The sequence below is a fragment of the Streptomyces sp. NPDC007971 genome (genome assembly GCF_042958635.1).
GTDB lineage: Bacteria > Actinomycetota > Actinomycetes > Streptomycetales > Streptomycetaceae > Streptomyces.
Map to the genome: position 1 here is coordinate 527,229 of NZ_JBIBJK010000003.1, position 13,059 is coordinate 540,287.

Annotated in this window: 10 protein-coding genes; 1 reads left to right on the top strand and 9 read right to left on the bottom strand. The window is 72.2% G+C overall.

What is annotated here, in order from left to right; genetic code table 11:
- Positions 1 to 128 precede the first annotated feature (128 nt).
- Positions 129 to 995, top strand: coding sequence for a SigB/SigF/SigG family RNA polymerase sigma factor (locus ACFZCP_RS09165; protein ID WP_391425468.1), 867 nt, complete (start codon positions 129 to 131; stop codon positions 993 to 995).
- On the opposite strand, the gene ACFZCP_RS09170 is transcribed toward ACFZCP_RS09165, so the two are convergent.
- From ACFZCP_RS09170 to ACFZCP_RS09210, 9 genes are all read right to left on the bottom strand, one after another.
- Positions 970 to 3,186: an FUSC family protein gene (locus ACFZCP_RS09170; protein WP_391425530.1), complete on the bottom strand. Its 2,217-nt coding sequence runs from the start codon at positions 3,184 to 3,186 to the stop codon at positions 970 to 972. The genes ACFZCP_RS09165 and ACFZCP_RS09170 overlap by 26 nt on opposite strands.
- A 96-nt stretch (positions 3,187 to 3,282) precedes the next feature.
- Positions 3,283 to 3,492: a DUF4287 domain-containing protein gene (locus ACFZCP_RS09175; RefSeq protein ID WP_391425470.1), complete on the bottom strand. Its 210-nt coding sequence runs from the start codon at positions 3,490 to 3,492 to the stop codon at positions 3,283 to 3,285.
- A 96-nt stretch (positions 3,493 to 3,588) separates the two neighbouring features.
- Positions 3,589 to 4,965, bottom strand: coding sequence for an FAD-dependent oxidoreductase (locus tag ACFZCP_RS09180; protein WP_391425472.1), 1,377 nt, complete (start codon positions 4,963 to 4,965; stop codon positions 3,589 to 3,591).
- Positions 4,966 to 5,155: 190 nt separating this feature from the next.
- A complete protein-coding gene (locus tag ACFZCP_RS09185) occupies positions 5,156 to 5,590 on the bottom strand; it encodes an ATP-binding protein (RefSeq protein WP_391425474.1) in 435 nt (144 codons plus the stop codon).
- A 197-nt stretch (positions 5,591 to 5,787) separates the two neighbouring features.
- A complete protein-coding gene (locus ACFZCP_RS09190; RefSeq protein WP_391425475.1) occupies positions 5,788 to 7,692 on the bottom strand; it encodes an AMP-binding protein in 1,905 nt (634 codons plus the stop codon).
- Positions 7,693 to 7,879: 187 nt separating this feature from the next.
- Positions 7,880 to 8,971 carry a glutamate--cysteine ligase gene (locus tag ACFZCP_RS09195; RefSeq protein ID WP_391425477.1) on the bottom strand — a complete coding sequence of 364 codons (1,092 nt, stop codon included), beginning with the start codon at positions 8,969 to 8,971 and terminating at the stop codon, positions 7,880 to 7,882.
- Between the two features lie 93 nt (positions 8,972 to 9,064).
- Complete coding sequence (gene glgB, locus ACFZCP_RS09200; protein ID WP_391425478.1) at positions 9,065 to 11,272, bottom strand: 1,4-alpha-glucan branching enzyme; 2,208 nt, start codon at positions 11,270 to 11,272, stop codon at positions 9,065 to 9,067.
- Positions 11,273 to 11,276: 4 nt separating this feature from the next.
- Positions 11,277 to 12,641, bottom strand: coding sequence for a maltokinase (locus ACFZCP_RS09205; protein ID WP_391425480.1), 1,365 nt, complete (start codon positions 12,639 to 12,641; stop codon positions 11,277 to 11,279).
- A 31-nt stretch (positions 12,642 to 12,672) separates the two neighbouring features.
- Positions 12,673 to 13,059, bottom strand: a 387-nt coding sequence (locus tag ACFZCP_RS09210; RefSeq protein WP_391425482.1) for an alpha-glucosidase C-terminal domain-containing protein, incomplete at its 5' end; no start/stop codon positions are given.

The following is a 13,059-nucleotide window of genomic DNA, read 5'->3' on the forward strand; positions in this document are numbered from 1 at the left end:
TGCCGCGGGCCCTCTCCCGGCAGGGCCGGCGGCGCACCCGCGGCGAACCCTGACACCACCGTTCGGACCGGAACCCGGAATCTCGGTTCCGGCTGTGCCCCGACACCCTCGTTCAGGAGCGAATCCGCATGCTGACCGACCTGACGACAAACCGTTCCGGCACGCACCACACCACCTGCGCCGCCTCCCCGCGGCGGACCCACGACGACGCCCCCGACACCGCGGCCCTCTTCGCCCGGCTGGCGGAACTGGCGGACGGCCCCGAGCGGGACGCCGTACGCGACGAACTGGTCACCGCGTGGCTGCCCATGGCCCACCGCATCGCCGGCCGCTTCCGCGACCGTGGGGAGGCCGTGGAGGACCTGCGTCAAGTGGCCGCACTCGGGCTGGTCAAGGCCGTCGACCGGTTCGACCCGGGACGGGGAGCCTTCGAGAGCTACGCCGTGCCGACCATCACCGGTGAGGTCAAGCGGCACTTCCGCGACCGGATGTGGGCCCTGCGGGTGCCCCGCCGCGTCCAGGAGCTGCGCAATCGCGTACGCGTGGCGCGCCGCGAACTCACCCAGCACCCCGGCACCCCCGAACCCGGCGTGGCCGACCTCGCCGCCCGTACCGGCCTCACCGAGGAGGAGGTCGCCACCGGCCTGGAGGCACTGGACAGCTTCAGCACCCTGTCACTGGACGCCGAGACCGCCACCGGAGAGGACGGCTGGAGCCTGGCCGACATGCTCGGCTCCACGGACTCCTCGTACGACGTCGTCGTCGACCGCGAGGCCGTCAAGCAGGGCCTGCGGCGGCTGCCCGAACGCGAGCGCGCCATCCTCTACATGCGCTTCTTCGAGGACATGACGCAAAGCCGCATCGCCGACCGGCTCGGCATCTCCCAGATGCACGTCTCCCGGCTCATCAGCCGCAGCTGCGCCCGCGTCCGCGCCGAGGCGCTGGGCCGGCCCGAGGGCCGTCGCGCGCTCACTTCCCCGACGGTTCCCGTGTGACGCCCAGCGGCCGGGCCAGACCCGACACCGACTCGTCCAGGCGTTGCAGATGCCGCAGCACCCGGTCGGTCACACGGCCGTAGCGCGGGGTGCGCAGGGTGCCGGGCTCCAGCATCGACGCGATGCTGGGGCCGGTCTCGATCCGCTCCGCGGACCGGGGGTCGGCTACGTGTGCGCCGATCGCCTCGATGTTGTGCACGATGCGCCGGCCCGCACCGCGCAGCCGGGGGTCCGCCGCGATGGACGGGTGCGTGGGCAGCAGTTCGGCCGTGGCGGCGAGGGAACGCGCGTGATAGGCGCAGGTCTCCAGCAGCGCCACCACGTAGCGGGCCGTGTCCCGGCGGGAGCGCAGCGGGCTGACCGGGTGGGTGAGCGGCTGGGTGGCGGCCCGCAGGTCGGCCAGTGCCTGGTCGAGATCGCGTGCCTTGTCCACCAGGTCGTCCGGCGGCCCGCCGCTGAGCTGATCCACGGCGCCTCGGGTGACGTCGGCCAGCTCGGTGAGGACGTCGACGAGCAGCTCGTTGGTACGCCGGTCGGTGTCGACCGGCAGCACCACCGCCGCCGCGATCACACCGCAGGCCGCGCCCAGGGCCGTCTCCTCCACGCGCAGTACCAGCACCGACGCGCTGTAGGTGTTCAGCAGCGTGTACAGCAGGCCCAGCATCGCCGTCACGAAGAACGACATCAGCGTGTAGGACAGGGGCGCGGTGTAGAACATCGCGAACACGAACACCAGCACCAGCGCGAACGCCGTCCAGGTGTGCTGTCCGACCAGCCCGGCGAGCCCGATGCCGGCCACCACGCCGAGGACCGTGCCGACCAGGCGCCGGTAGCCCTTCACCAGGATCTCGCCGGTGGAGGCGGTGTTGATGAACACGATCCAGCAGGTCAGCACGGCCCAGTACCAGCGCTGGCTGGACAGCAGTTCGCCCCCGACGATGGCGAGCGAGGAGCCGACGGCCACCTGGACGGCAGCCCGCGTGGTCGGCCTCCCGAGCCCGGTCGGCTCCGCCTTTGCGGGCTCGTCCTCCTCACTGCTCTCGATGGCGGCGTCCTCGGCGTCCAGCTCCTCCCGGGAGCGGGCCGTCGCCGGGGTGTCGTCGGACTCGTCCTGCGGCCCGTCCAGGGCGACACGCAGCCCGAGCACGGCCCGGGCGGCCTCGCCGAGGCCACGGAAGACGTCCTGCAAGGCCGGGGCGGCGGTGGGGAGGTTCTCCTCCTCCCGGTAGCCGAGCAGCCGGTTCCGCACCTGTGACAGCGCGGTCCCGGAGGCCTCGCCCGCCGGCCGCAGCACGAGCAGGCGCAGCGCCTCCAGGTCGCGGCGCAGCACGGCGGTCGCCTCGTCCCCGACGGGCAGGTCGCCGCCCGGCGGGAGGAGAGCGCCGGGCAGGTGCAGGGTGAGGGTGTCCGTGCGTTCGGCGCTGCGCGAGGTGAGCAGCAGCAGACCGAGCCGCTCGGCGGCGACCTCGGCGTCGGCGATCCGGCGCTGCAGCAGCCGCGCCGTCGCCTCGTCCAACGGGCCGTCCTCCAGCCGCCCCTGGATCATCAGCGCCGTCTCGTGCAGGCGCGCGGTGCCGGTGCGCAGGTGCTCCAGGACCTTCTCCCCGTCCTCGGTCCCCGCGTCCAGCAGCTCGATCTGGGCGGTGATCAGCTGCCCGAGCCGGGCCCGGAAGGCCCTGCGCAGCCGGTCCAGGGTGCCCGCCGGGGTCCGCGGCAGCAGCACGAAGCGGGCGGCGGCGCTGGAGGCGAACGCCACGACGATGACCCCGTACAGGGCGGGCAGCGCCGACGGGGCCGCGTGCACGAACAGGGAGAGGAAGTAGATCTGGAAGCCGACCAGGCCCAGGGCGGTGCCGCGGTCGCCGAACCGGCGTCCGTAGACGGCGCAGAAGATGAGGACGACGAAGAACACGTCGCCCACCACGACCCGCTGGTTCAGCAGGGTGCCCAGGGACATCGAGGCGAGCGCCACCGGCAGCCCCAGCGCAAGGGTCACCGCCTGCCCGGAGCGCTGCTTCTCCTGGATGGCGAAGGTGGCCACCATCGCCGTCATGGCCCCCGCCACCAACTGCGGCACTGGCACGCGCAGCAGGGCCAGCACGGCCAGGGTGAGGGCGATGGCGGTCACCGTGCGCAGGCCCGCGGTGAGCCTGAGCAGCCCGGGATCCGATGCCGCCAGCCGGTCCCACATCCGCGCCCACCCCGACCGAACTGCTGCCCTCACGCCGCCGCGCTCTCTCCCGTGCCGGAACTTGATCTACGACCCAGCATCGCACGACGGCCGGAACTACCTGCCTTCGGCCAGGGTGTGCGCGACGAGCGCGTTGGCGTGCCCGTGGCCCAGCCCGTGCTCGGACTTGAGCCAGGCCACCAGTTCCATGTGCCGGGTCAGGGGCGAGGACCGGATCAGCTCCAGCCACTCGGCGACCGGGCGCCCGTACTTCTTTTCGATCGAGGGGAAGTAGCTCTGCGGGCCCTTCACGGTCTTCTCGGTCATGTCTGAGGATCCTCTTCGCGTGTCGTGTGCAGATCACCGGAGTAGACGGCCGCACGGCCGGGAAATGATCGACGGTCTCCGGTGATCTGCGTCACGTCAGGCGCGGCCGGCGGGCCCGCCCTCCACACGGGCACGGACCTGCTCCGGCGTCAGATAGGAGTCCGTGAACTCGAAGTCCTTCAGCCGGGCGGGCTTGCGCGACTGGAAGCCGGTGCGGACGAAATCGTCGCCCGCGACCGCGTTCAGCAGCCAGTTGGTCATCACCCGGGTCTTGGCCACGTTGGTGCGCAGCGCCGACCAGTGGTAACCGCGGGCCACCGCCTGGGCGAGCATGCCGCGCAGTTCGATGCCCAGGGGTTTGGAGACGGCGTCCTTGCCGCCGAGGTCGACCACGAGACCGAGGTCCGGGTGCACGTACGGCTGCAGCGGCTGGTTGCGCAGCGTCGCGATGACGTTGTCCGCGGCCTTCCTGCCCTGGCGCATGGCGTGCTGGGCCGTGGGCGGGCACATCGCGCCCTCCTCGCCCTTGGCCTTGTCGGGCACCGCCGCCGAGTCGCCGAGCGCGAACACTCCGTCGTGGCCCGGCAGGGTCATCTCGGTGGTGACCGCGAGCCGGCCGCGAACCGTTTCTGCGCCGAGCGTGGCGATCAGCGGGCTCGCGACCACGCCGGCCGTCCAGATCAGGGTGTGGGTCGGCACCACACGGCCGTCGGTGAAGGTGACCTCCTCGGGGCCCGCCTTGTCGATCGACACACCGAGGGAGACATCGATCCCGCGCCTGCGCAGGATCTCCTGCGCGCTGCGGCCGAGCTTGTCGCCCAGCTCCGGCATGAGCTTCGGCGCGATGTCGATCAGATGCCACTTGATCAGGCCCGGGTCGAGGCGCGGATAGCGCTGGACGGCGGCGTGCGTGAGCCGCTGCAGACAGGCGGCGGTCTCGGTGCCCGCGTATCCGCCGCCGACCACCACGAACTGCAGCCGTGCGGCCCGCTCGGCCGGATCGTCGCTGGCGTCCGCGAGGTCGAGCTGCGAGATGACGTGGTCGCGTATGTAGGCGGCCTCGGCGAGCGTCTTCATCCCGTAGGCGTGCTCGGTGAGCCCCGGGATGTCGAAGGTGCGGGTCACGCTCCCGGGCGCCAGCACGATGTAGTCGTACCGCTCGTCGACCACCTTGTCCGTGATGGTGCGCACGACACAGACCTTGGACTTCAGGTCCACGCCGATCGCGCCGCCCGGGATGATCCGGGTGCGGTACTTCTTGCTGCGGCGCAGCGAGACGGCGATCGACTGCGGCGTGAGCACCCCGGAGGCGACCTGGGGCAGCAGCGGAAGGTAGAGCTGGTAGGCGTTCGGCGTCACCAGGGTGACGTCGGCCTCGTCGGGGGCGAGCTTCCGCTCCAGGCGGCGGACGCACTCGACTCCGGCGAAACCTGCTCCGACGACCAGGATCCTGGGTCGTGTCACGGTGTCCATCCCTTTCTGCGGCTCCGGGCGGTTGAGACTCGACGTCGTCCGCATGCCCCGGATCGCTGCCACCGCATCGATCCCACCGTGCCCCGAGCCGTTCCGCCAGCTGGGTGCGGCAGGCAGACGAACGCGTGGGCACCACATGCCCCCGCAGCGGCCGGTGTAACCGGAACTCGCCCGGATCCGGTGCCACCGGTCACCAGGGCAGGAACACGTGGATGTCCTTGCCGTGGTCGTCGACGACCACGCTCACCTGACTGCACAGCGTGTGCACCAGGTGCCAGCCGATGCCGCCGCCGCCCGCACTCGGACGGAAGGGCCGCGGCTCGGGCCGCGTCGTGCTGGTGTCGTGCATCGTCACGTGCACCCCGTCGAAGGTCCGGCGCAGCCGCAGGGCGAAGGGCCCGGGAGCGTACTGGATGGCGTTGGCGGCCAGCTCCGTCACGACCAGCAGGATGTCGTCCCAGCACTCCGGGGTGCCGGGCGGCGCGTCCCGGGCGAGAGCGCACAGGAAGTTCTCCGCGGCGAGCCGCGCGCCCGTCACATTGCGCAGCTCACCCGGGAAGGAGAACGCACGCTCGTACTTCTCCTCCGAGGGCTGTGTGTCGTCCCAACGCGGCTCCGTCGCCATCTCGCATTCCCCGGCCCGGTCGACCGGGGCCGCACGGCCCCTTCCGACCGGGGTGGTCGTCGTTGCTGATCACTCCACTGCTGCGGGTTCCCAGAGCCGGGCCGGGTATCCGTCCCTCCCGGATCCGGCACCGTGCCGGCTCCCGGCGGCGGTCGGCCGGGCCACTTCCGGCGGAGTACCTGCACCTCCCAGCGCTCCTAGCGGAAGACATCGTCCGACTCGTCCCAGTCGGCCGGCTCCTGCGGGCCCGGCCGCCGCACCGCGCGGGAACGGGCCTGGTACATCGCGTCGATCTCGGCGGCGTAGTGCCGCACGATGGCGTCCCGGCGCAGCTTCATGGACGGCGTCAGCAGTCCGTTGTCCGGGGCGAACGGCTCGTGCAGGACACGGTAGACCCTGATGGACTCCGCCCGGGACACCGCGCTGTTGGCCGAGGCGACGGCCCGCGCCATCTCCTCCTTGAGCGCGTTCTCCTCGCGGGCCTCCCGGCCCGGTGACTCGCCCTGCAGCGCCAGGGCGGCCCGCCAGTGCGCGAGGAACTCCGGGTCCAGCGTGATCAGGGCACCGACGCAGGGCCGGTCGTCGCCGACGACCACCGCCTGGTGCACCAGCGGATGCAGGCGCAGCCGCTGCTCCAGCGGGGCCGGAGCCACGCTCTTGCCGCTGCTGGTGACGATCACGTCCTTCTTGCGGCCGGTGATGGTCAGATAGCCCTCGGAGTCCAGCCGCCCCACGTCCCCGGTGGCCAGCCACCCCCCGCGCAGCACGGCCCGGGTACGGGCCTCGTCGCTGATGTAGCCCTGGAACACCGACGGGCCACGCACCAGGATCTCCCCGTCGTCGGCCACCTGGATCGCGGTGCCCGGCAGCGGGTGGCCCACCGTCCCCGACTTCTCCTTCCCGAGCGGCTGCACGGTGATCCCGCCGGAGGCCTCCGTCAGCCCGTAACCGTCGTTGATGTACAGCCCGATGCCCTCGTAGAACAGGGACAGTTCCCGGCTGAGCGACGAACCTCCCGAGCTGCCCCGTACGACGCGCCCGCCGAGTGCGCCCCGCAGCCTGCGGTACACCGTCCGCTCGTACAGGGCGTGCTGCAGCCGCAGGTCGAGCCCGGGGCCCGGCCCGCGGCCCAGCCGCCGGCGCTCCTCGGCCTCGGCGAAGTCCCGCGCGGTCTGCGCCGCCCGCTCGAACAGCGCGCCCCGGCCCGCCTGCTGGGCGGTCCGCAGAAACGTCTTGTACAGCTTCTCGAACACCGACGGCACGGCGTACAGGTACGTCGGCCGGAACGTGCGCAGCGCCGAGGCGAGGGCTGCCTCGGTCATCTCCGGCTCGTGGGCCATCAGCACCCCGCCGCGCAGGCACAGCACCTGGATCATGATCCCGTACACGTGCGAGAAGGGCAGGAAGGCCAGCACGGACGGCTGCTCGCCCGGCGGCGCCGCGGTGTGCCCCCAGCCGGCGAGCATGGTGTCGCACGGGTAGGCCAGACCCCGGTGGCTCAGCGCGCAGCCCAGCGCACGGCCGGAGGTGCCCGAGGTGTAGGCGATGACCGCCGTCGAGTCCGGCAGCACGATCCGGCGCAGCGACTCCATCGTGGTCAGCGGGACGACCGCTCCCTGCTCGGCCAGCATCGCCAGCGCACCCGCGTCCAGCTGCCAGACGTGCTTGAGCCCCGGCAGGCCCGCGCACACGGTGCCCACGGTCATGACGCCCTTGTCGTCCTCCACCACCACGGCCACACAGCGGGCGTCCCGCAGGATCCACTCCACCTGCTCGCGCGACGACGACGGATGGATGGGGACGAGCTCCGCGCCGACGGTCCACAGCGCGTGGGCGAACACCGTCCACTCGTAGCGGGTGCGGGCCATCACGGCCACCCGGTGACCGGGGGAGATCCCCGCGGCGATCAGGCCCTTGGCCAGGGCGGCCACCTGGTCCCGCAGTTCGATCGCCGTCACCTCCTCCCACCTGCCGGGCGCCCCGTCGAGGCGGCGTGCGAGGACGGGCAGCGTCGGACTGCGGTCGGCGTTCTCGAAGACGCTGTCGGCGAGTCCGCCGGTCAGCGGCGGTACGGCTGGTGGAGCGAGGGCGACGTCGCGCATGCGCTGCTCCCGGAGTGTACGGAGGGTGACACCGCCGGTCGGCTCTGTGTCCGGCGGTGCTCGAATGTAGCCCAGGGAAGCGGTTTCGGTGCCCGGAACAGGTAAGTCGTGATCGGCTGATGATCTGCATGTGTCCAGGGGGCTCCCAACACACGTGTCACGCGCCCCCACCCCGCCGGACGCTCCGTCAGTCCTGGGTGCGGCGCACACATTCGGTGACGACGCGCGGCAGACTTCCCGTGCGCTCCATGAGCAGCCGCTGCTCATGGGCGCCGGTGCCGCGGCGCATCAGATGGGCGACGGCCTTCTCGACGCGGGCAACGTCGCCGCTGTCGGCGAGGGCGTCCCCGGTGTGCTCCAGCAGGGCGTGCACCACCTGCGCGGCCGGCCTTGGGCGCACGGTCACGGGGTCGAGGAGGTCCTCGTCGAGGCCGCAGCGTGCGGCCTGCCAGGCGGCCATCCTGAGCAGGCTCACGCTGTGGTCGAGCGGCGGCCGGCCGGCCCGCCAGTCACGGGCGGCCGTCTCCACCAGCGCGCGGGCCAGCGCGGCGACCAGGACGGTGGTGTCCGCGCGCAGGCACACGTCCGCTGCCCGGATCTCCACCGTCGGGTAGCGGGCGGACAGACGTGCGTCGAAGTACGCCATCCCCGCGTCGCGGATGACCCCGGTGGCCACCATCTCCTTCACCCGATCGTGGTACCCCTCGGCCGAGCCGAACAGCTCGGTCGGCCCCGCCGACGGCCAGCGCCGCCACACCCGGCTGCGGTAGCTGGCGTAGGAGGTCTCCTGACCCTGCCAGAACGGCGAGTTGGCGCTGAGCGCGCTCAGCACCGGAAGCCACGGCCGGATCCGGTCGAGAACGGCGACGCCCTCCTCGTCCGACTCCACCGACACATGGGTGTGGCAGCCGCACACCAGCTGCTCCTGGGTGGCGATCCCGTACTGCTCGGCCATCCACCGGTAGCGCTCCTGCCCGCTGATGATCGAGGGGGTGACCGGCAGCGGGGAGGTGGCGAGCGCGGCGACCGCGCAGCCGATCTCCCCGGCGAGCCGGGCCGCCTCCTTGCGGCAGTGCACGATCTCGGCGCCGAGGTCCGCCATGTCCGACTGCGGATGCGTGGCGAACTCCAGCATCTGCCCGAACAGCTCCTTCTGGAACACGTCCTGTCCGGGATCGTCCTGGACGGCTCGGGCGAGGACGTCGGGCTGCTGGGCCCGCGGCTCCCCGCTGTCCGGGTCGACCAGAAGCAGTTCCTCCTCCACTCCGACAGTGCGCACGTGGGGCCGCCCTTCTGTTCATGTGACGAGGAGCAGTCGTGGGTCTGTACGACCCTGACTGCCCCCCGGAGAGGGCAGCCGACACCTGCGCGCTCAGCGCACGGGCGTCAACCAGACAGTGGCGAGTGGAGGCAGCGTGAGACGCAGGAACCCGTCCTCGGGCCGCAGGGGACCCGGGGCGCCGACGCCGGATCCGCTGCCGCCGTAGCGGGTGTCGTCGGTGTTCAGAGCCTCCTGCCAGGCGTGAGTCCCTTCCGGTACCCACAGGCGGTAGCCGTCACGCACGACGGGAGAGAAGTTCGAGACCGCCAGCAGAGGGGAGCCGTCGGAGTCGAACCGCAGAAACGCGAACACGTTGTCGTCCGCCGCGTCACACTGCACCCACCGGAAACCGCCCGGATCGGTGTCCCGCTGCCACAGCGCCGGGGTGGCCCGGTACAGGGTGTTCAGATCCCGGACCAGGTCCTGCACGCCCCGGTGGTCGCCCGCCGAGCAGTAGTCCGCGTCCAGCAGCCACCACTCGGGGCCGTGCGCCTCGGACCACTCGGCACCCTGGGCGAACTCCTGCCCCATGAAGAGGAGCTGCTTGCCGGGGTGGGCCCACATGAAGCCGAGGTAGGCGCGGTGGTTCGCCCGCCGCTGCCACCAGTCGCCCGGCATCTTGGAGACGAGGGCCTGCTTCCCGTGGACGACCTCGTCGTGGGAGATGGGCAGGATGTAGTTCTCGCTGTAGGCGTACACCATCGAGAAGGTCATCTCGTGGTGGTGGTACCTGCGGTGGACCGGTTCGTGCCGGACGTACTCCAGCGAGTCGTGCATCCAGCCCATGTTCCACTTCAGCCCGAAGCCCAGACCGCCCCCGTCCGTCGGCCGTGTGACGCCGTCCCAGGCGGTGGACTCCTCGGCGATCGTCACCACGCCCGGGCAGCGCCGGTAGACGGTGGCGTTCATCTCCTGCAGGAAGGCCACCGCGTCCAGGTCCTCCCGCCCGCCGAAGACGTTCGGCGTCCACTGCCCGGAGTCGCGCGAGTAGTCGAGGTAGAGCATGGACGCGACGGCGTCCACGCGCAGGCCGTCGATGTGGAACTCCTCGCACCAGTACACCGCGTTGGCGACGAGGAAGTTGCGCACCTCGATGCGCCCGAAGTCGAACTCGTACGTCCCCCAGTCGGGATGCTCGGCCCGCCGGTCGTCCCCGGGTTCGTACAGCGGGTCCCCGTCGAAGCGGGCCAGCGCCCAGTCGTCCTTCGGGAAGTGGGCCGGCACCCAGTCCATGATCACGCCGATGCCGGCCCGGTGCAGCGCGTCGACCAGGTACTTGAAGTCGTCCGGCGAGCCGAGGCGGGGGGTGGGCGCGTAGTAGGAGGTGACCTGGTAGCCCCAGGATCCGCTGAAGGGATGCCCCGCGACCGGCATCAGCTCCACGTGCGTGAAGCCCATATCCCTGACGTACGCCGGAAGTTCCTCGGCCAGCTGCCGGTAGGTCAGGCCGGGCCGCCAGGACGGCAGATGGACCTCGTACACCGAGAACGGCGCCTCGTGCACGGGGGTGTCGCCCCGGTGCGCCATCCACTGCGCGTCGCCCCACTCGTAGTGCGAGGCCGTGACGACGGACGCGGTCGCGGGCGGGACCTCCGTGCGGCGGGCCATCGGGTCGGCCTTCAGGAACCGGCCGCCGTGGCGGGAGGTGACCTCGAACTTGTACCGGGCGCCCTCGCCGACCCCCGGCAGGAACAGCTCCCACACACCGGACGCGCCGAGCGACCGCATCGGGTACTGCGTGCCGTCCCAGTACGTGAAGTCACCGGCGACGCGCACGCCCTGGGCGTTCGGCGCCCACACGGCGAAGCGGGTGCCGGCGACCCCCTGATGGGTCGTCGGCTCGGATCCCAGCGCCCGCCACAGCTGCTCGTGCCGTCCCTCGCGGATCAGATGGAGGTCCAGTTCCCCGAGGGAGGGCAGGAAGCGGTAGGGATCCTCCACCTCCTGCTCCAGGTCGTCGTAGGCCACCAGCAGCGTGTACGACGGGATCTGCGGGTAGGGCAGCACGGCGGCGAAGAGCCCGCCGCCCTCCGGAACGAGGGCGCTGCGGCTGCCGTCCACCACGACACAGACCGAGCGGGCGTGGGGGCGCAGCGCCCGGAACAGGGTGCCGCCCGGTACCGGGTGGGCGCCCAGCAGGGCGTGCGGATCGTGGTGGGCGCCGCCCAGCAGGCGGTCGCGCTCGCCCGGGTCGAGCGGAACGACCGTCAGCGCAGCGGGTCCCGCAGATTCGGGACGTGCGGTGTCGCGCAGAGCCATGACCTCAGCCTCCCCACACGGCGAGCCGCTTGATCGCCGCCATCGGCACCGGCACCCAGTCCGGACGGTGTCTCGCCTCGTACAGCACCTCGTACACCGCCCTGTCGGTCTCGTGCGCGCGCAGCAGCGCGTGCTTCTTGCGCGGGTCCCACCCGGCGCGGGCCGCGTAGCCCGCGCAGAACGCCTCCCGGCACCGGCGGGCCCACTCCGGCCGCCAGGGGCGGCGCTGCCGGGCCGCGTAGTCGAAGGAGCGCAGCATCCCGGCCACGTCCCGTACCGGGGACTGTGCGGCCCGCCGCTCGGTGAGCGGGCGGGACGGCTCGCCCTCGAAGTCGATGACGAACCAGTCGCGCCCGGCCCGCAGCACCTGTCCGAGGTGCAGGTCGCCATGGATGCGCTGGGCCGGCGGCCCGGTGTCGCAGGTCTCCAGCGCGCCGAACGCGGCGCGCAGGCCGGGGACGAACGGCCGCAGCGCGGGCACCGCGTGCGTGGCGGCGTCCAGCCGGGCGCACATCGCCTCGGCCGTATGCCCGTTCTCGCCGGGCCCGGACGGCGGGAACGCCTCGGCCAGGGCCAGGTGCACCTCGGCCATGGCCCGGCCCAGCTCCCGGGCCTCGGCGGTGAAGTCCTCACCGGCGGCGAGCGCCCGCAGGGCCAGCGTCCAGCCGTCGGCGGCGTCCGGCAGAAACGGCTGCAGGACACCCAGCGTGGCCGGGCGCGGTGCGCTCGTGCTGAACCAGGCGACCGGCGCCGGCACCCGGGTACACCCCTGGGCGGCCAGCGCGCCCGGCACCTCCAGGTCGGGGTTGACGCCCGGCTGGATGCGGCGGAAGACCTTCAGGATGTACGCGTCGCCGTAGACGATCGACGAGTTGGACTGCTCGGCGTCCAGCAGCCGGGGCGGGAGCCCGCCGGGCAGACGGACGCCCGGGGCCGCCTCGAAGGAGAGGGGACCCACCGTGCCGGGGTACCGCAGCCGCTCCAGGAGCAGATGGGCGGAGCGCGGGTCCTGCAGTGCGTCGTAGACCGCAAGTCCGGCCAGCGCGCCCTCCTCGACACGGCCGATGAACGCCCGCTCCAGACGCGGGGCGAGGTGCTCGCGCACACCGAGCAGCAGCTGGTAGCAGTCGCCGGGCGGGGGAGTGCCGCCCGGGGTGGGCACCGGCGCGTGCGAGGCATGGACCAGCAGGTGCAGACACCCCGGGAACAGCTCGGCCATGGACAGCACCGACAGATCGGTGACGGGCCGGTCCTTGCCCGCGAACCAGCGCTGCTCGGGCAGCCAGTCGCGCAGCAGCCCGCTCAGCGCGGCCGGCGGCCGGTCGGCGCCGGCCACCGCCCTTGGCCGGGGCGTGATGGTCTTCGGCATGGTGACGCGTCCTTTCCTCGGCGCCGGGAGATCAGCGGCGGCCGATGCGGGATGCGACTCGGGTGAGCCGGAACCAGTAGAAGCCGTGGCCCGCGAGGGTCAGCAGGTAGGGCAGTTCACCGATGGCCGGGAAGCGCACCCCGCCGATCAGCTCGACGGGGTGGCGCCCGTCGTAGACCCGCAGATCGAGTTCGGTGGGCTGCGCGAACCGCGAGAAGTTGTGCACGCACAGCACCAGGTCGTCCTCGTACTCGCGCAGGAACGCGAGCACCGCCGGGTTGGACGACTGGAGCTCCGTGAACGACCCCAGCCCGAAGGCGGGGTTCTGCTTGCGGATCTCGATCATGCGGCGGGTCCAGTGCAGCAGTGAGGAGGGCGAGGACATCGAGGCCTCGACGTTGGTGACCTGGTAGCCGTA